The sequence below is a fragment of the Streptomyces sp. NPDC107517 genome (assembly GCF_055582645.1).
Genome location: NZ_JBVJPM010000005.1, coordinates 31,611 through 49,198 on the forward strand (window position 1 = coordinate 31,611; position 17,588 = coordinate 49,198).

General features: G+C 71.0%; 17 protein-coding genes and 1 pseudogene. 12 read left to right on the forward strand and 6 right to left on the reverse strand.

Annotation, left to right across the window (positions count from 1 at the left end; all coding sequences use genetic code 11):
• Positions 1 to 85: 85 nt before the first annotated feature.
• Complete coding sequence (locus tag ACZ67T_RS13620) at positions 86 to 883, forward strand: nucleotidyltransferase domain-containing protein (RefSeq protein ID WP_469984408.1); 798 nt, start codon at positions 86 to 88, stop codon at positions 881 to 883.
• Here ACZ67T_RS13620 and ACZ67T_RS13625 read toward each other — a convergent pair.
• Positions 809 to 1,555: a nucleotidyltransferase domain-containing protein gene (locus ACZ67T_RS13625; protein ID WP_469983823.1), complete on the reverse strand. Its 747-nt coding sequence runs from the start codon at positions 1,553 to 1,555 to the stop codon at positions 809 to 811. The two genes, ACZ67T_RS13620 and ACZ67T_RS13625, sit on opposite strands and share 75 nt — an antisense overlap.
• Positions 1,556 to 1,743: 188 nt before the next feature.
• Between ACZ67T_RS13625 and ACZ67T_RS13630 the strand changes: the two genes are divergently transcribed.
• The 6 genes from ACZ67T_RS13630 (at position 1,744) to der (ending at position 6,752) form a co-directional block, all read left to right on the forward strand.
• Positions 1,744 to 2,160, forward strand: a complete 417-nt coding sequence (locus ACZ67T_RS13630) for a YidB family protein (protein ID WP_469983825.1) — start codon at positions 1,744 to 1,746, stop codon at positions 2,158 to 2,160.
• A 130-nt stretch (positions 2,161 to 2,290) separates the two neighbouring features.
• Positions 2,291 to 2,653: a chorismate mutase gene (gene aroH / locus ACZ67T_RS13635; RefSeq protein ID WP_100599003.1), complete on the forward strand. Its 363-nt coding sequence runs from the start codon at positions 2,291 to 2,293 to the stop codon at positions 2,651 to 2,653.
• Positions 2,650 to 3,735 (forward strand): prephenate dehydrogenase, encoded by a 1,086-nt coding sequence (locus tag ACZ67T_RS13640; RefSeq protein WP_469983826.1) that lies wholly within the window; start codon positions 2,650 to 2,652, stop codon positions 3,733 to 3,735. Before aroH ends, ACZ67T_RS13640 begins: the two co-directional genes overlap by 4 nt.
• Before the next feature lie 112 nt (positions 3,736 to 3,847).
• A complete protein-coding gene (gene cmk / locus ACZ67T_RS13645) occupies positions 3,848 to 4,552 on the forward strand; it encodes a (d)CMP kinase (protein WP_469983828.1) in 705 nt (234 codons plus the stop codon).
• A complete protein-coding gene (locus ACZ67T_RS13650) occupies positions 4,510 to 5,199 on the forward strand; it encodes a lysophospholipid acyltransferase family protein (RefSeq protein ID WP_469983829.1) in 690 nt (229 codons plus the stop codon). Before cmk ends, ACZ67T_RS13650 begins: the two co-directional genes overlap by 43 nt.
• A gap of 80 nt (positions 5,200 to 5,279) precedes the next feature.
• Complete coding sequence (gene der / locus ACZ67T_RS13655; protein WP_469983831.1) at positions 5,280 to 6,752, forward strand: ribosome biogenesis GTPase Der; 1,473 nt, start codon at positions 5,280 to 5,282, stop codon at positions 6,750 to 6,752.
• Positions 6,753 to 6,760: 8 nt separating this feature from the next.
• Here der and ACZ67T_RS13660 read toward each other — a convergent pair whose 3' ends face one another.
• Positions 6,761 to 7,078 (reverse strand): hypothetical protein, encoded by a 318-nt coding sequence (locus ACZ67T_RS13660; protein ID WP_469983833.1) that lies wholly within the window; start codon positions 7,076 to 7,078, stop codon positions 6,761 to 6,763.
• A 229-nt stretch (positions 7,079 to 7,307) separates the two neighbouring features.
• The gene (locus tag ACZ67T_RS13665; protein ID WP_469983835.1) at positions 7,308 to 8,135 is read right to left on the reverse strand and encodes a hypothetical protein; all 828 of its coding nucleotides are present in this window, start codon (positions 8,133 to 8,135) and stop codon (positions 7,308 to 7,310) included.
• Between the two features lie 393 nt (positions 8,136 to 8,528).
• On the opposite strand from ACZ67T_RS13665, the gene ACZ67T_RS13670 reads away from it, so the two are divergent.
• From ACZ67T_RS13670 to ACZ67T_RS13685, 4 genes are all read left to right on the forward strand, one after another.
• A complete protein-coding gene (locus ACZ67T_RS13670; RefSeq protein ID WP_469983837.1) occupies positions 8,529 to 9,119 on the forward strand; it encodes a transglycosylase family protein in 591 nt (196 codons plus the stop codon).
• Between the two features lie 281 nt (positions 9,120 to 9,400).
• The gene (locus ACZ67T_RS13675) at positions 9,401 to 10,669 is read left to right on the forward strand and encodes a glycosyltransferase family 4 protein (RefSeq protein WP_469983839.1); all 1,269 of its coding nucleotides are present in this window, start codon (positions 9,401 to 9,403) and stop codon (positions 10,667 to 10,669) included.
• On the forward strand, positions 10,666 to 11,514 hold the full coding sequence (locus tag ACZ67T_RS13680) for a hypothetical protein (RefSeq protein WP_469983841.1): 849 nt from the start codon (positions 10,666 to 10,668) through the stop codon (positions 11,512 to 11,514). Before ACZ67T_RS13675 ends, ACZ67T_RS13680 begins: the two co-directional genes overlap by 4 nt.
• 59 nt (positions 11,515 to 11,573) lie before the next feature.
• Positions 11,574 to 12,617: a helix-turn-helix transcriptional regulator gene (locus tag ACZ67T_RS13685; RefSeq protein ID WP_469983842.1), complete on the forward strand. Its 1,044-nt coding sequence runs from the start codon at positions 11,574 to 11,576 to the stop codon at positions 12,615 to 12,617.
• Here ACZ67T_RS13685 and ctaD read toward each other — a convergent pair.
• Positions 12,526 to 14,199: pseudogene (gene ctaD / locus ACZ67T_RS13690) on the reverse strand (aa3-type cytochrome oxidase subunit I); the annotation flags it as partial. The gene ACZ67T_RS13685 and the pseudogene ctaD overlap by 92 nt on opposite strands.
• 412 nt (positions 14,200 to 14,611) lie before the next feature.
• Here ctaD and ACZ67T_RS13695 point away from each other — a divergent pair.
• On the forward strand, positions 14,612 to 14,827 hold the full coding sequence (locus ACZ67T_RS13695; protein ID WP_100598994.1) for an I78 family peptidase inhibitor: 216 nt from the start codon (positions 14,612 to 14,614) through the stop codon (positions 14,825 to 14,827).
• A gap of 113 nt (positions 14,828 to 14,940) precedes the next feature.
• Here the strand turns inward: ACZ67T_RS13695 and ACZ67T_RS13700 are convergent, their stop codons facing one another.
• Together ACZ67T_RS13700 and ACZ67T_RS13705 are read right to left on the reverse strand one after the other, a co-directional pair.
• Entirely contained in the window at positions 14,941 to 15,969 is a 1,029-nt protein-coding gene (locus ACZ67T_RS13700; protein ID WP_469983843.1) for a phosphatase PAP2 family protein, read from the reverse strand.
• A 271-nt stretch (positions 15,970 to 16,240) separates the two neighbouring features.
• On the reverse strand, positions 16,241 to 17,398 hold the full coding sequence (locus tag ACZ67T_RS13705; protein WP_469983844.1) for a hypothetical protein: 1,158 nt from the start codon (positions 17,396 to 17,398) through the stop codon (positions 16,241 to 16,243).
• Positions 17,399 to 17,588 lie beyond the last annotated feature (190 nt).

A 17,588-nucleotide genomic window follows, 5' to 3' on the forward strand; every position in this document is an offset into this window, starting at 1 on the left:
GACGGGCGGCGCTATGAAGACGGGCGAAGCCATGACCACGCACGACGCCATGAAGACGGACGAAGCCATGACGACGGACGAATCCATGACGACATACGGGTCCCTGTCGGCAGGCGACACGGGCGCCCTGCGTGCCGCGGGTGTGCCCGGCGCCCAGCTCGGGCGGATCGTCGCCGAGCAGGCGGACCCGCTGCTGTTCGCGACGGTCTCGGGGGCGCACCTCTACGGGTTTCCCTCCCGGGACTCCGACATCGACCTGCGCGGCGTCCATCTGCTGCCCGTCGAGGCGCTCGTCGGACTGCGCGAGCCGGAGGAGACCCGGAGCCGGATGTGGGACACCGACGGTCTCGAGATGGACCTCGTCACCCATGACCTGCGCAAGTTCGTCCGCCTGCTGCTCCGGCGCAACGGTTACGTGCTGGAGCAGCTACTCTCCCCGCTCGTCGTGCACACCACCGACGCCCACGCCGAACTCGCGGCGCTCGCGCCCGGTGTCCTCACCCCGCACCACGCCCACCACTACCGGGGCTTCGCCAACACCCAGTGGCGCCTGTTCGACAGGACGCGGGAGCTCAAGCCGCTGCTCTACACGTTCCGGGCGCTGCTCACCGGCATCCTCCTGATGCGCACCGGTGGGGTGCAGGCTCATCTGCCCACGCTCCTGGGCGAGTTGGAGGCACCCTCGTATCTGCCGGAGCTGATCGCGGCGAAGGCGGAGGCGGAGCACGGGGCGGCCGACGTCGGCCACGCGCGCGTGGCCGACGACATAGAGGCGCTGCACGCCGTCCTCGACGCCGCGCAGGAGCGCTCAGCGCTGCCGGACGCCCCGACCGTCCATGACGCCCTGCACGACCTCGTCGTACGGCTCCGTCTGAAGGGCTGACGCCCGCCGGACCTCGAACAGGAAGCCCGCCACCCGCGCCCGGTCCGGCTCGGCCGGCAGCGGGGTGCGGACGGCGGCCTCCTCCGCCTCGGCGCCCAGGCGCGCCATCCGGGCCACCACGTCGTCCCAGGAAACCTCGCCCCGCTTCACCGCGAGCAGCGCCTCACGGTCATCACCCACATCGAGGGTCAGCCGGCCGGTGCGGAGCAGATCGCGGCAGGAGGCGAGGAGCCGCAGCAGATGCATAGCGTGCTTCCAGCGCGGAGCGCCGTACCGGCGGACATCGGCGTCGAGCTTCTTGCGCTGGCCCAGCGCGTAGCCCGTGAACGTGGCGTGGACCTGCTGGGACAGGAACGCCTCACGCAGGTCGAGCAGTTCGCGGCCGGTGTCGGTGACGTGCTCGACGAGCGGTGAGTGCAGGCACTCCAGGATGTTCGGATTGGCCCGCAGGGCGAGCTCGCAGAAGCGCTCCAGTTCCCAGGAGAACTGCTCGTCCGCCGGACCGTCGACATGCGTCGGCGGCTTCTCGAACCGCCAGAACATCGGCGTCGGCGCCACGAAGACGCCCCGCCTGTCGGTGTCGCTGCCGTCCGTGGCCAGGCCGAACGCCCGCGATCCCAGCACGCAGGAGTAGACCGTGTGGTCGCGCACCAGGTCGAAGGCTTCTGTCATGGACGGAGCGTACGGGCCGCACCCGGCCGCTGCGGAGCGAATTTCCGGCATGCGTGATCTTCGGGAGGACGGGCAGGCGAGGGCCGCCTGAGTGGCGACCGAGTGTGGTTCGGGTCACATTGGCATGGTCTGTGGACTCCAGAAGTGAGCCCGCACAAGACTCCGAGAACGTACCGAAAGGCGTGACCATGGCGGGTGACAACGATCTGGGAAGCCTGCTCGGCGGCCTCCTCGGTGACAAGGCGGGCGGCTCGGCGGGCGGGGTCCTGACCTCGCTCCTGACCGCGTTCGCCAAGAGCCAGGGCGGCTCTGCGGGCGGCAACCCGCTGGGCGGCCTCCTGGAGACGCTCGCCAAGTCGGGCCTCGGCGGGCAGGCGCAGTCCTGGGTCGGCACCGGCTCGAACGAGCAGCTGACCTCGGACCAGGTCAAGGAGGCCCTGCCGGACGCCACGCTCCAGAAGGTGGCGGCCGAGTCGGGCGTCACCCCGGACCAGGCGGCGCACGACATCGCGAGCTCCCTGCCCACGGCCGTCGACAAGCTGACCCCGCAGGGCGAGGTGCCGAGCGTCTCGCTCGACGAGCTGGTCAAGGAGCAGAAGCTCTGAGGCGGCGCACCGCATCGCACCACGGCGCGGCGTCCCGTCTCGGCAGGCGGGCGCCGCGCGCCGGTGCCTGGAGGGCTGGCTAGGCTTGGCACCTCATCAGCCTGTACGTACGCGAGCAAGGAGCGACACCGTGGCGGTACGAGCGGTCCGGGGCGCCGTCCAACTCGAACGGGACGAAGCCGGACACATGGACGAGCAGGTCAGCGAGCTGCTCACCGCCATCCTCGAGCGGAACGCGCTGACCTCCGACGACCTGATCTCGATCTGGTTCACGGCCACCCCCGATCTGCACTCCGACTTCCCGGCCGCCGCCGCGCGCAAGCTGGGCATCGTCGACGTCCCGCTGATCTGCGCGCAGGAACTCGACATCGAGGGAGCGCTGCCGCGCGTCGTGCGCGTCCTCGCCCATATCGAGTCCGAGCTGCCGAAGTCCGGGATCGCGCACGTGTACCTCGGTGCCGCGGCCGCCCTGCGCAAGGACATCGCCCAGTGAGAACCGCCCTCGTCATCGGCACCGGTCTCATCGGTACCTCCGCCGCCCAGGCACTCGCCTCGCGCGGCGTACAAGTGCACCTCGCCGACCACGACCCGACGCAGGCCCGCACCGCCGCCGCACTCGGAGCCGGCACCGACGAGGCGCCCGAGGGACCCGTGGACCTGTGCCTGGTGGCCGTGCCGCCCGCGCACGTCGCGACGACCCTGGCCGACGCGATGCGGCGCGGAGTGGCCCGCGGATACCTCGACGTCGCCAGCGTCAAGGGCGGCCCGCGCCGCGATCTCGAGGCGCTCGGCCTCGACCTCAGCCCCTACATCGGTACCCACCCCATGTCGGGCCGCGAGCGCAGCGGGCCCCTGGCGGCCACCGCGGATCTCTTCGAGGGTCGCCCCTGGGTGCTGACCCCCACCCGCGACACCGACACCGAGGTCCTGAACCTCGCGCTGGAACTGGTCGCGCTGTGCCGGGCCGTCCCCGTCGTCATGGACGCGGACGCCCACGACCGCGCCGTCGCCCTCGTCTCCCACATGCCGCACCTGGTCTCCAGCATGGTCGCGGCGCGCCTCGAGCACGCCGAGGAGTCGGCCGTACGCCTGTGCGGCCAGGGCATCAGGGATGTGACGCGCATCGCGGGCTCCGACCCCCGTATGTGGATCGACATCCTCTCCGCGAACCCGGGCCCGGTCGCCGACCTGCTCTCCGCGGTCTCCGCCGACCTCGACGAGACGGTGAGCGCCCTGCGCTCCCTCCAGTCCTCGGACGAGGCGAAGCGGAGCGAGGGCGTCACCGGCATCGAGGAAGTCCTGCGCCGCGGGAACGCGGGCCAGGTCCGCGTCCCCGGCAAGCACGGCGCGGCCCCGGCGGCCTACGACACCGTGGCGGTCCTCATCTCCGACCAGCCCGGCGAGCTGGCCCGGATCTTCGCCGACGCGGGCGCCGCGGGCGTCAACGTGGAGGACGTCCGCATCGAGCACGCGACCGGCCAGCAGGCGGGCTTCGTCCAGCTGCTGGTCCAGCCGGCCGCGGCCCCGAAACTGGCGGCCGCGCTGCGCGACCGCGGCTGGGCGATGCGCCAGTAGGGCCTGTCGTCAGGGGCTGTAAGGGCAGGGTGCCTGAGCCAGTAACCTTGTGCGGGGCGCCTCTGCGCCCCGCCTCCCTGTCCCGTGCACTGAGAAAGGTGTCCGCAGCCCCGTGGAAACCGCCGCAACCGCCGCAAGCGCCGCCCCGGCAGCAGTGATCGTCGCCATCGACGGCCCCTCCGGCACGGGCAAGTCGAGCACCTCGAAGGCCGTCGCCGCCCAGCTCGGGCTCAGCTACCTGGACACCGGAGCCCAGTACCGGGCGATCACCTGGTGGATGGTGAGCAACGGCATAGACCTGACCGACCCGACGGCCATCGCCGCCGTGGCCGGCAAGGCCGAGATCGTCTCCGGCACCGACCCGTCCGCCCCGACGATCACGGTCGACGGTGTCGACGTCGCCGCTCCCATCCGCACCACCGAGGTCACCTCGAAGGTCAGCGCCGTCAGCGCCGTCCCCGAGGTGCGTGCCCGCATCACCGAGCTGCAGCGCTCCATCGCCGCCTCGGCGGAGCAGGGCATCGTCGTCGAGGGCCGTGACATCGGTACGACCGTCCTGCCCGACGCCGACCTGAAGATCTTCCTCACCGCGTCGCCGGAGGCCCGCGCGGCCCGCCGCAGCGGTGAGCTCAAGGGCGCCGACGTGAAGGCGACCCAGGAGGCCCTGATCAAGCGGGACGCCGCGGACTCCAGCCGCAAGACGTCCCCGCTGGCCAAGGCCGGCGACGCCGTCGAGGTCGACACCTCCGAGCTCACGCTCCAGCAGGTCATCGAGTGCGTCGTCACCCTCATCGGGGAGAAGCGGGAAGCGAAGTGACCGCGGCTTCCCCCTCGGAAAGAGGCGCGGAGGTCGGCCGCCGCATCGGGGTCGGCCTCATGTACGGGCTGTGGAAGCCCCGCGTCCTCGGCGCCTGGAAGGTCCCCGTGACCGGCCCGGTGATCCTGGCCGTCAACCACGCGCACAACGTCGACGGGCCGATGGTCATGGGCGTCGCGCCCAGGCCGACGCACTTCCTGATCAAGAAGGAAGCCTTCGTCGGGCCGCTCGGCACCTTCCTGGGCGCCATCGGCCAGGTCGAGGTCGACCGGTCGACGGCGGACCGTACGGCGATCACGCGTGCGCTGAGCGTGCTCGACGAGGGGGGAGTCCTCGGAATCTTCCCGGAGGGCACCCGAGGGGGCGGCGACTTCGCCTCCCTGCGGGCCGGTCTCGCCTACTTCGCGGTGCGCAGTGGGGCGCCCATCGTGCCGGTGGCGGTCCTGGGAAGCACGAAGGGGCGCGGCCGGTTGATAAAGGCGCTGCCGCCACTGCGCAGCCGCGTCGACGTCGTCTTCGGGGACCCGTTCCCGGCGGGCGACGGCAGCGGGCGGCGTACGCGCAAGGCGCTGGACGAGGCGACCGTGCGCATCCAGGAGCGGCTCACCGCGCACCTGGAAAACGCCAGGCACCTGACCGGCCACTGAGCGAGACTTTCAGTAGTGGACCGCCGTAAGTGATCAGACGGTCCACCGATCACCACAATGAACGACGAGGTACGGACTTCATGAACGACCAGATCCAGCCGGAGGGCTCGGCCGAGCACGAGCACGGGGCCCTTGGCGACGCGGAGTACGCGGAGTTCATGGAGCTCGCCGCGGTAGAGGGCTTCGACATCGAGGACGTCGAGGGCGCGATCGAGGAGGCGGGCCACGGCCCGCTGCCCGCACTCGCCGTCGTCGGCCGCCCCAATGTCGGCAAGTCGACCCTGGTGAACCGCATCATCGGCCGCCGCGAGGCCGTCGTCGAGGACAAGCCGGGCGTCACCCGCGACCGCGTCTCGTACGAGGCCGAGTGGGCGGGCCGCCGCTTCCGGCTCGTCGACACGGGCGGCTGGGAGCAGGACGTCCTCGGCATCGACGCGTCCGTGGCCGCGCAGGCCGAGTACGCGATCGAGACCGCCGACGCCGTCGTCTTCGTCGTCGACGCGACGGTCGGCCCGACGGACACCGACCTCGCGGTCGTACGGCTGCTGCGCAAGGCCCGCAAGCCGGTCGTGCTGTGCGCCAACAAGGTGGACGGGCCGAGCGGCGAGGCGGACGCCACCGCTCTGTGGTCCCTCGGTCTCGGCGAGCCGTACCCGGTCTCGGCCCTGCACGGCCGCGGCACCGGCGACATGCTGGACGCCGTCATCGAGGCGCTCCCCGACGCCCCGGCACAGACCTTCGGCACCGCGATCGGCGGCCCCCGCCGCGTCGCCCTCATCGGCCGCCCGAACGTCGGCAAGTCCTCCCTCCTGAACAAGGTGGCGAACGAGGACCGCGTCGTCGTGAACGAGCTGGCGGGCACCACCCGCGACCCGGTCGACGAGCTGATCGAGCTCGGCGGCAAGACCTGGAAGTTCGTCGACACGGCGGGCATCCGCAAGCGGGTCCACCTCCAGCAGGGCGCGGACTACTACGCCTCGCTGCGGACCGCCGCCGCCGTCGAGAAGGCGGAGGTCGCGGTCATCCTGATCGACGCGTCCGAGTCGATCTCGATCCAGGACCAGCGCATCGTGACGATGGCCGTCGAGGCGGGCCGCGCGGTCGTCGTCGCGTACAACAAGTGGGACACGCTCGACGAGGAGCGGCGCTACTACCTGGAGCGCGAGATCGAGACGGAGCTCGCGCAGGTCGCGTGGGCGCCCCGGGTGAACGTGTCGGCGACGACCGGGCGCCACATGGAGAAGCTCGTCCCCGCGATCGAGACGGCGCTCGACGGCTGGGAGACGCGCGTTCCGACCGGCCGGCTCAACGCCTTCCTGGGTGAGCTGGTGGCCTCGCACCCGCACCCGATCCGCGGCGGCAAGCAGCCCCGCATCCTCTTCGGTACGCAGGCCGGCACGAAGCCGCCGCGGTTCGTGCTCTTCGCCTCCGGCTTCATCGAGGCCGGCTACCGGCGGTATGTGGAGCGGCGCCTTCGCGAGGAGTTCGGTTTCGAGGGGACGCCGATCCACATTTCGGTCCGGGTGCGCGAGAAGCGCGGCCGCAAGAAGTGAGCTAGCCCCTAGCGTTCGCGGCGTGGACCGGGCGGCAGTGCGGCAGGGAGGTTGCTCCCGGTGCTGTGCTGCCGCCCGTTCGTGTGCCAGGAGCCGGTCGGCGGCGAGCTGTGGACGTGCTGCGGTTCGTGGTGCGACGCGCTGTGCCGGCCGCTGGTGCTGTGGTGCACGGTGTACGAGCCCGAGCCGAACGCGGAGAACGAGAGGTTCTCCTCGCCGCTGCGGTCGCCCGGCAAGGCCCGGAAGGACCGGCGGTACTCCGAGTACAGGGCGTCGTAGATCGGTGTGGCCGAGCGGCCACCCGCCGATTCGTGCGTCCCGCGCATGGCGGGGATAGGGGTCGGATACTGCGGACGGCGAGGGAGGTCGTATGCGTGCACGTAGGTGCCAACGACCCGCACACCCTCACGGATGCGGCCCGGGCTGCGGTTTCGCAGGCCGAGGGGGGTGCGGGCGGCGCACGCGGAGGTGCACGGAGCGGCGTCCTGGGGGCCCGGTACGACCGTGGGCCGGGCACGCGCCCGGCCCACGGTCACCTCGGCTCGTGAGGGAACGTCACGTACCGGCCAGCGGCATCGTCGCGCCGACGAGCAGCCCGTTCGCCGCGGCCTTGTCGAGGGCGTCGCGGAGCAGGTCCTCGCGGGGCTGGCGGCCGATCGTGCCGGACGGGGCGGCGAAGACGAGGACGGAGTTCGTCTTGTTCGCCGCGGCGCGCCAGCTGTCGGTGACGTGCAGCGGCTGGTGCGCCTGCCACCACGCGACCTGACCCGCACCGACGGTGCCGGGCTGCAGTACGGCGTGCAGCTGGCCCATGGCGAGCAGCACGGACCAGCCGTGCAGCACCGGCGGCACCTCGCCGACCTGGGCGGTCGGCGTGAAGCCCTGCTCGGCGAGGAGGGTCAGGAACTCGTCGAAGCCACCCATGGCGCCGGGGCGGGAGATCGGCCCGGTCGGCTCGACGACGAGCGCGGGGTGCAGCTCACCTGAGATCAGGACGAGCCCGCTGGTCACGCCGAGCACGGCCTGCTGCGGCTGCGGGGCGGCCTGCCCCGGAATGGGCTGCGCCGCGGGGGAGGGGACGGGGGACGCTGCGCCGGGTGCGCCGCCGTCGCCGGTGATGGAACGTACGGCTCCCTGCAACTGCTCCTCGGACACCTGGACGACCTGCGAGGGCAGGCAGGTGGAGTGGGCGAAGGCGAGGACGGCGGTCTCGTCGCCGATGAACAGGACGGTGCTGGTGCGCTCCTGTTCCGAATCGCCCGGAGTACGGCAGGACGTGCAGTCGTATGTGCCCGGGGCGTTGTCACCGGCGAGCAGCCGGTCGGCTTCTGCGTCGCCGATCTCGGCGCGTACGTCGTCGCTGACGTCGAGCATGCGCGGCACGGGTGGCTCCTCGGATTCGGTGTGTTGCTGCGTCGAATGCGGCCGGGCGGTCCCCGGCTCATAAAGAAGACAACGGATGATCTGGGCAGGGGGTCACGCCCGGAAGTGGATGGAATCGACCCATCCGGCGCGCGGCGCGAACCGCCGGCCGGAATCAACCTCTCCAGATCAACTCCCTTTGCGTGCAAGGGGATTGATGCGAGGAGGTGAGTTCCGGATCGTCATGCCCACAGGTCGACAAATCCTGAAATCGTGCAATGAGGAAGGTGGCTGAAAACAGTCGCTGGCGCATATGTGTCTTCGGCGGTCCGTGCGGCGGCCGACCGGGTGGGGCCGGTCCGGCGCCGGGCGCGGCTCGGCGGAGGCGTGGACTCGTCTGCCTAGCGTGACGCGATGCGCCCCATGCCCGTGATCCGCAAGCGCCCCGCACGCCGTTTCCTTCTCGCGGCCCTGCCGGCTCTGTTCACCGCCCTGCTCACCCCCGCGTTCGCCGCCTCGCCGCCACCGGCTCCCGGCCCCGGGCGTCTGACCCTCAATGTGTCCGAGTGCGTCAAGGACGAGTGGCCGTGGGGCTGCCTGGCCGAATGCGAGAGCACCGGACGCTGGCACATCAACAGCGGCAACGGCTACTACGGAGGGCTGCAGTTCTGGCAGTCCACCTGGAAGGAGCACGGCGGCCTCCTGTACGCCCCGCGCGCGGACCTCGCGAGCCGCGCCGAGCAGATCGCGGTCGCCGAGAAGGTGCTGGTCACCCAGGGCTGGCGTGCCTGGCCCGTCTGCTCCAAGGTGCTCAAGCTCGACGGCCGCGTCCATGTGGTCGAGGAGGGCGAGACCCTCAGCTCGATCGCCGCGCGCTACCGGGTCAAGGGCGGCTGGCACGCGCTCTACAAGGCCAACAAGCAGATGGTCGGCAACCGTCCCGACCGCCTCAACAGCGGCACCATGCTGATCGTCCCGAAGGCATCGGCCAAGAGGCTCGGCTGAGTTCGGACGTCCCGGCGGCGAACACGACGGCACCGCGCCGCAGTTCGGGTGGGTCACTCAAGAGGGTGACGTCACCACGAACTGCTTCGTGGTGCCTCAGCCCTCCTACCTGCCTTGATGTTGGAAAGCGTCAAAAGGTTCCACAAATCGTCTCTCAATCACGCATCTGTTCTGGAACAAGATGGTGGTGAAGCCCAACCTCTGCCCCCGCATCCCTGTCTAACCCTGCGGTAGGCGGACGAGACGGACTGTCCGCGAGGAACAGTGGAATACGGGGACGCATGCAGATTTCTTTCCTGATTCACAACGCCTACGGAATCGGGGGGACGATCCGGACGACGTACAACCTCGCGAACACGCTTGCCGAACAGCACGACGTCGAGGTGGTCTCCGTTCTGCGCCACCGTGACGAACCGGTCTTCAGGCCCGACCCGAGGGTCCGGGTCCGCCACCTCGTCGACATCCGCAGGGGCACACCGGGCTACGAGGGCGACAGCCCCGAATACCGCACCCCCGCCACGACGTTCCCGCGCGTCGAGGGCCGCTACGACCAGTACAGCGCGCTCACCGACCGCCGGATCGCCGAGCACTTGCGCGCGGTCGACGCCGATGTGGTCGTCGGCACCCGCCCGGGACTCAATGTGCACCTGGCCCGCCAGACCCGGCGCGGCCCCCTGCGCGTCGGCCAGGAACACCTCACGCTCGACAGCCACCCCATCGCGCTGCGAAAGCAGTTGCGCGCGGTCTACCCGCGGCTCGACGCGCTCACCACGACCACGGAGGCCGACGCCCGGGCGTACCGCGCGAAGATGCGGCTGCCCGGCGTACGGATCGAGGCCGTGCCGAACCCGGTGCCCGCGCCCGGCGTCGAACCCGCGGACGGCTCGGGCAAGTGGGTCGTCGCGGCCGGCCGGCTCGCCCCGGTGAAGCGGTACGACCTGCTGGTCAGGGCCTTCGACCGGGTCCGCGCCGAGCGGCCCGACTGGCGCCTGCGGATCTACGGCGGCGGCAAGCAGAAGGACAAGCTCCGCGCCCTGATCGACGACCTCGGTCTGTACAACCACGTGTTCCTCATGGGCCCCGCCCACCCCATCGAACCTGAGTGGGCGAAAGGTTCCATCGCCGCCGTCACCTCCAGCCTGGAGTCGTTCGGCATGACCATCGTCGAGGCGATGCGCTGCGGCCTCCCGGTGGTCGCCACCGACTGTCCGCACGGCCCCGGCGAAATCATCGACAACGGTGTCGACGGCCGCCTGGTCGAGGTGGGCAACGTCGAGGCCATCTCCGACGGCCTCCTCGAACTGATCAACAACGACGCGCTGCGCGCCCGGATGGCGAGCGCCGCGCTCAAGGACTCCGAGCGGTTCGACCCGGCGCACATCGCCGAGCGCTACGAATCGCTGTTCGGCTCGCTGACGGCCCGCCGCGGCGGAGGCCTTCTGCACCGCACCCGCGGCGCGCTGCTCGGGGGCGCGTACGCGGTGCGGGACGCGGGACGCTCCGCGTTCACGGCCCAGGGAACGTCACAGAGAAAGGGGCGCACGGCATGACGCCGCCGACAGCTTCGGCAGACTTCCCGGCCTCGGCCGAGCCTTCCGTGGGCGACGGGGCCAAGGCGCCCCGCGCCGACTGCATCGCCGACTCGGCGGGCGGTCTCACCTTCGACGTCACCGACCACGGCGGGGCCGACCCGGCCCATCTGGTCCTCACCGACCGGGACAGCGGCGAGGACGTGCGCCTGCCGCTGACCCCGGCGGGCGACGGCAGCCTGCGGGCGGCGCTGCCCAGCAGCGTCCGGCTTCCCGAGGGGCGCTGGGACGTCTTCGCGCAGGTGGCCGGCGAGGAGCCGCAGCGTCTGGCCCCCGGCCTCAACGACCTGCGGTCCCTCGTCGACCGCGTGCCCAGCGGCTCCCGCGGCTTCGTCGCCGTCCGCATCCCCTACGCGACCAAGCACGGCAACCTCACCGTGCGCAGCTGGTTGCGCGCCCCGCACGCCGAGGCGGGTGAACTGCTCGTCGCGGAGGGCGAGATGACGGTCCGCGGCCGCGTCTACGGCACCGCGATCACCCCCAAGGCGTACGCGGAGATACGTGCACGCGAGGACGGCGGGCCCGCCCTGCGCGCCGAACTGACGCCGCGCGGCGAAGAGTTCTCCTTCCGCGTCGGGTACGAGGAGCTGGACGCGGGGCGCTGGGACCTGTGGGTGCGCCCGGAGGGCGAGGACGGACTCGCGGTACGCGTCGCCCGGCTCCTGGACGACGTCGCCGACAAGAAGCCGATCTTCACCTACCCGACCGCGCGGCTCGACACCGAGCGCGGCCGGATCGCGGTCGAGCCGTACTACACGCGCGACAACGACCTTGCCGTCCTCGTGACCACGGCCGCCGCCGAGTAGTCCGCGCGCGGCGCCCTTGCGGACCCCGGCTGTCCGCAAGGGCTGGCAGACTCGGGCCCATGCTGGAGACCTCGGCCCGACTCCTGCGGCTGCTGTCGCTGCTGCAGGCCCACCGCGAGTGGTCGGGCGCCGACCTCGCGGACCGGCTCGGCGTCACGCCGCGTACCGTCCGCCGCGACGTCGACCGGCTGCGCGGGCTCGGCTACCCCGTCGACGCGAGCCCCGGCACCGGCGGCGGCTACCGGATGGGCGCCGGGGCCGAGCTGCCGCCGCTGCTCCTCGACGACGACGAGGCCGTCGCGGTCGCCGTCGGCCTGCGCGCCGCGGCCGGCCAGGGCATCGAGGGCATCGGCGAGACATCCGTACGGGCCCTGTCCAAGCTCGAACAGGTCCTCCCCAGCCGGCTGCGCCGCCGCGTCTTCGCCCTCAACGCGTTCACCGTGCCGATGCTCCGCGGCCCGGGCCCCTCCGACGTCGACCCGTCCGTCCTCACCGAACTCGCCACCGCCTGCCGGGACTCGGAGCGGCTGCGCTTCGCCTACGAGGACCACGGCGGCGCCGTCACGCGCCGCACCGTCGAGCCGCACCGCCTGGTGTGCAGCGAGCGCCGCTGGTACCTGGTCGCCTGGGACGCCGACCGCGAGGACTGGCGCACGTTCCGCGTCGATCGCATCACGCCGAAGCCGCCGCACGGACCGCGCTTCACCCCGCGCACACCACCGGCCGACGACCTCGCCGCGTATGTCTCCAAGGGCGTCTCGCAGGGCCCGTACGCCACCGGCGCGACGATCCGGCTCCTGGTGCCCCTGGAGGAGGCGAGCCAGCGGATCAGCCCGTCGGCGGGCACGCTCGAGGCCGACGGCGACGACAGCTGTGTGCTGCGCACCGGGGCGGCGAGCCTCGACGTGATGGTGATCCACGTGGTCCTGATGGGCTTCGAGTTCGAGGTGCTCGAACCCGACGGGCTCACGGACGCGATCAGGACCGCTCGGGACCGTCTGTCCCGGGCACTGGAACGGGCCGGCTCAGCGGACGGGCCGACGCGAACGCCGGATGGTGCAGGTCGAAGGCCGGGGACTCGGAGCGGATCCGGGGCAGCGTGAGGAAGTTGTGCCGCGGCGCCGGACACGGTGTCGCCCACTCCAGCGAACGTCCGTAGCCCCACGGGTCGTCCACGTCGACCTTCTCGCCGTACCTGGCCGTCTTCCAGACGTTGTAGAGGAACGGCAGCGTGGAGAGGCCGAGCAGGAACGAGCCGACGGTCGACAGGGTGTTGAGCGCCGTGAACCCGTCGGCCGCCAGATAGTCCGCGTACCGCCGCGGCATGCCCTCGGCGCCGAGCCAGTGCTGCACCAGGAACGTGGTGTGGAAGCCGACGAACAGTGTCCAGAAGTGGATCTTCCCGAGCCGCTCGTCGAGCATCTTCCCGGTGAACTTCGGCCACCAGAAGTAGAAGCCGCCGAACGTCGCGAAGGCGACCGTGCCGAACACGACGTAGTGGAAGTGCGCGACCACGAAGTACGAGTCGGTCACATGGAAGTCCAGCGGCGGCACGGCGAGGATGACGCCGGTCAGGCCGCCGAACAGGAACGTCACCAGGAAGCCGACGGACCACAGCATCGGGGTCTCGAAGGACAGGGATCCCTTGATCATCGTCCCGATCCAGTTGAAGAACTTCACGCCCGTGGGCACCGCGATCAGGAACGTCATGAACGAGAAGAACGGCAACAGCACCCCGCCCGTCACGAACATGTGGTGCGCCCACACGACGATCGACAGGCCGGTGATGGCCATCGTGGCGCCGACCAGCATCGAGTAGCCCCAGATCGGCTTGCGGCTGAAGACCGGGAGGATCTCGGAGACGATGCCGAAGAACGGCAGCGCGATGATGTAGACCTCCGGATGGCCGAAGAACCAGAAGAGGTGCTGCCACAGCAGCGCACCCCCGAACTGGGCCTCGAACACCACGGCCCCGAAGCGCCGGTCCGCCTCCAGGACGAGCAGCGCGGCGGCGAGCACCGGGAAAGCCATCAGTACGAGGATCGACGTGAACAGCGTGTTCCACGTGAAGATCGGCATCCGGAACATCGTCATGCCGGGCGCCCGCATCCCGATGATGGTCGTCAGGAAGTTCACCGCGCCGAGGATCGTGCCGAAGCCCGCGAGCGCCAGGCCCATGATCCACATGTCGGCGCCGATGCCCGGCGAGCGCGTCAGGCTGTTGAGCGGGGCGTACGCGAACCAGCCGAAGTCCGCGGCCCCGCCGGGCACCATCAGCGAGCCGATCACGATCAGTCCGCCGAACAGGAACAGCCAGTACGAGAACATGTTGAGCCGGGGGAACGCCACGTCGGGGGCGCCGATCTGCAGCGGCATGATCTCGTTGGCGAAGCCCGCGAAGGTCGGGGTCGCGAAGAGCAGCAGCATGATCGTGCCGTGCATCGTGAAGAGCTGGTTGTACTGCTCGTTGGACAGCATCTGAAGCCCGGGCCGCGCGAGCTCCGCCCGCATCAGGAGCGCCATGACGCCGCCGGCGAGGAAGAACGCGAACGACGTGATCAGGTAGAGGTGGCCGATCTTCTTGTGGTCCGTGGTGGTCAGCCACTCCACGACGATCCGGCCCGGTGTCTTCGTCCGCGCCGCTCCTGGTGCCGGCTGCACGGGCTGCACGTCCGTCGTACCCATCGCTTGCCCCCTCGCTACTCGCGCCCCGGGCCTGCCTCGAGCACACGCCATGATGCTCGCTTCCCCACCGACTCCGACAGGGGGCGTACGGGAGCTCTGTGTCGCGTTCATGCAATTCCGATGGGGCGTCAACTGGTGAAGAGCGCCCGGGAATCCGAATTGGGCAGGTCCCGGACGCTGTCGTGGCGCTATTTCCGGGCACGTTATCCGGGCGCTTTCGGCGAAGTCGCGGAATTATGCCGTGACGCGCGCAGAACAAGCGCAGAAGGAGCATCGAATCGCTCGTACGTGTGACGGAGTTCGAGTGAAACGCGTGTCGTGGACCTGTGACAGAAGCGTGACCGGAGGGGGACCCGTGACGGCGTGCGGCCCGCCCTGGTGTCAGGCAGCCGGGCCGCCTAACGTGGCGGTCATGGCACCCATTCCGACCCCTCCCGCAGACCCCCAGGACACTCTCGACACGTACGTCGGCCTCGATGCGCCGGGCGCCGAGGCGCGGGCCCGTGAGCGCGGCTGGTCCACGGTCAGGTCGCTGCCCCCGGGCGCGATCATCACCATGGAGTACCGCGCGGGACGGCTGAACTTCGAGGTGTCCGACGGCACCGTGACCCGCTGCTGGAAGGGCTGACGGGGCAACGCGAAGGCCCCCGGTTCCGTGTGGGAACCGGGGGCCTTCGCGTTGCGGGGATCAGGTTGTGCGTACCGGCCCCGCGGCCTGCGGCGCTCTCGCGCTTGTGCCGGTCAGCCGCCGGCGACCGGGCGGGCGGCCGAGGTGGTGCCGCGCGGCACGCGGTCCGCGTGCGGCGGCCTGCGGCTGCCGGCCGGGGTGACCGGGGTGCGCTCGGAGCGCGCGGTGTGCGGGCCCGGGGCGAGCAGCCCGGGGGGCCGCACCGCCCGCGCGGTGCCGACCGGTTCGCGTACCGGCGGCTCCTCCGAGGCCGGCGGGGCGGCGCGCTGCGAGACCAGCGTGGGCGTGGCGGCGGCCGGGGCGGGCGTCGGGAGCGCGCCGGAACGGCGGCTGCGCCACAGCTCGCGCAGCGAGAAGATCCAGGCCTCGACCTGCGTGATCAGCGGCTCGACCCAGGGCAGCGCGAGCAGGATGAGCAGACCCGCGGCCCAGCCGAGGAAGACATCGCTCAGCCAGTGCGTACCGAGGTACACGGTGGTCAGGCCCACGCTCAGCGAGATCACGGCGGAGGCGGCCGACAGCCAGCGCCTGGCGCGCGGCGTCGAGGCCAGATAGGCGAGGATTCCCCAGGTCACCACGGCGTTGGCGGTGTGGCCCGAAGGAAATATATCGCCGCCCTGCCACATCTCGTTCGAGCCGATCGTGGTCGCGTAGTGCGGGCCGAGGCGGCCCATGCCGAGCTTGGCGGCGCCCACGGTGATGTTCAGGAGCAGCAGCGCGGCACCGAACGTGAGCAGCGGCCGCAGCGTGTGCTGACGCCAGGAGCGCCAGCCGAGCCAGGCCATGACCATCACCGCGGTCGGCCCGCGCTGGCCGAGGACGACCCAGTAGTCCAGGAACGCGTGGATCTCGGGCCACTGCTGGTAGGGCCGGAAGAACATGACCTGCCAGTCGAAGGTGACCAGCCAGGACGTGGTCAACACCGCCACCACGATGGCGAGGTAGAAGGACAGGGTGGCTCCGAAGAGCACGACCCTGTGCCGGCTCATCCTGGGCACATCCAGGTTGACCGGTCGTTCCGGCTCACGGTCGAGGCGGGCGAAGAGCCGCTCCAGACGGGTGAGGTTTCGTTCGGTACGCACCCAATCGACGCTACAGCGAGTGAGTGCCGAACCCGGCCGAATCACTCGGTTTGTGATGACGATGTGATGTGGGATTGCTCTCAGCGGGGCGTTAATTCCTGCGGATATCACTATCCGACCGGAGCGTTGCCTTCAATTACATTGATCATTTCGTGCATTCGTTTTTCGGCGCGCCTGAATTCGTTCACCGACGGCTTCCCTGGAATTTCCTGTCCGATCACCCGGTGCGATCGGACGGGCCTCCCCGGGCCCGCCGGGTCGATCAAGTCGATCAAGGAGGCCCCGACCCGTTCAGCCAGAAGGCCCCGTACACCGCCGACGCCACGGCCACGCCGCCGAGCACCGCCGCCGATCTGCTCGTACGCAGCCGGGCGAGCGCCACCGCGACCGGCAACAGGAGCGGGAACGCGGGCAGCAGAAGCCGCGGCTTCGAGCCGAAGTACCCCGACGCGCACAGCGCGAGCGCGACGACGATCCCGCAGTAGACGAGCAGCGCGAGCGGCTGACCCCGCCGCACGCACAGCACGTAGAGCCAGATCACGAGCGCGACCCCGACGGTCAGGCCGAGCCCCGCGAGCGCCGAGGGGAACGTCGTGAACTTGTCGGCGACGAAGCGCGCGAAGGCGAGACCGCCGTCGAAGCCGTTGCCCCAATGACCCTGGACGTCGAGATAGCCGAAGAGGCCGCCCCCCGTGCGACGCCCCACCCACAAGACGTACGCGGCGGCGCCCAGGGGGGCGAGCAGCACGCCGACGGCCATGCGCCAGGAGATCCTCTTTTCGCGCACGACCTGGACCAAGGCCGTCGCCCAGAGCGCGGCGACCACCGCCGCACCCACCGGCCGGGTCAGCCCCGCGAGCGAGGCGAGCAGCCCCGCGCTCACCCACCGTCCGGTCAGCACCGCGTACAGCGACCAGGCCGCGAGCGCCGTGAACAGTGACTCGCTGTACGCCATCGACTGCACGATCCCGACCGGGAGCACCGCCCACAGCACGACCGCGCAGACGCCGGCCCGTCGCCCGTACAGCAGCTCGGCCACGAGGAAGATCCCCCAGGCCGCGCAGAGCGACGCGAACCAGCTCACCACCAGGCCCGCGTCCGCGTACGACAAAGGGCTCATCGCCGACACCAGCCGCTCCAGCCACGGCAGCAGCGGGAAGAACGCGAGGTTCGAGTGCACCGTGCCGTCCGGCAGGCGCACCTGCCAGCCGTAGCCGAAATCAGCGACGCGGGTGTACCAGAGCGAGTCCCAGCGGGCGGTCAGCAGCGTGTGCGGGCTCTTCCCCCGCGCCGCGCTCCACACGGCGAGCAGGATCAGGCCCAGGGCGCGCACCCCGGCATAGGCGAGGAGCGCCGGTGCCGCGCGGCGCAGCGCACCGGCGGCCCGGGCCGGCGCGCTCCGCGGTTCTTGCAGGTCGACTTCGGTCACGGCGTCGATTATCGGCGCCGGGCGCAACCGGACCGCACGCGCGGTGCGTGGTCGGGAAGTGGAGCGTGGCGTACACCACACTCCACGGTCAGGCGCATGAGAGGTCCGCCACGTGTCACCACAATGGACTCGCGTACTCTGGCGGCTCACTCGCCAATCGTTGCGTGGGCACGGGAGTCCGCTCCTTCCG

Coding starts and splice junctions, on each gene's coding strand:
- ACZ67T_RS13620 (WP_469984408.1), top strand. CDS start 86: ATGACGACATACGGGTCCCTGTCGGCAGGCGACACGGGCGCCCTGCGT.
- ACZ67T_RS13625 (WP_469983823.1), bottom strand. CDS start 1,555: ATGACAGAAGCCTTCGACCTGGTGCGCGACCACACGGTCTACTCCTGC.
- ACZ67T_RS13630 (WP_469983825.1), top strand. CDS start 1,744: ATGGCGGGTGACAACGATCTGGGAAGCCTGCTCGGCGGCCTCCTCGGT.
- der (WP_469983831.1), top strand. CDS start 5,280: ATGAACGACCAGATCCAGCCGGAGGGCTCGGCCGAGCACGAGCACGGG.
- ACZ67T_RS13660 (WP_469983833.1), bottom strand. CDS start 7,078: ATGCGCGGGACGCACGAATCGGCGGGTGGCCGCTCGGCCACACCGATC.
- ACZ67T_RS13670 (WP_469983837.1), top strand. CDS start 8,529: ATGCGCCCCATGCCCGTGATCCGCAAGCGCCCCGCACGCCGTTTCCTT.
- ACZ67T_RS13675 (WP_469983839.1), top strand. CDS start 9,401: ATGCAGATTTCTTTCCTGATTCACAACGCCTACGGAATCGGGGGGACG.
- ACZ67T_RS13680 (WP_469983841.1), top strand. CDS start 10,666: ATGACGCCGCCGACAGCTTCGGCAGACTTCCCGGCCTCGGCCGAGCCT.
- ACZ67T_RS13685 (WP_469983842.1), top strand. CDS start 11,574: ATGCTGGAGACCTCGGCCCGACTCCTGCGGCTGCTGTCGCTGCTGCAG.
- ACZ67T_RS13695 (WP_100598994.1), top strand. CDS start 14,612: ATGGCACCCATTCCGACCCCTCCCGCAGACCCCCAGGACACTCTCGAC.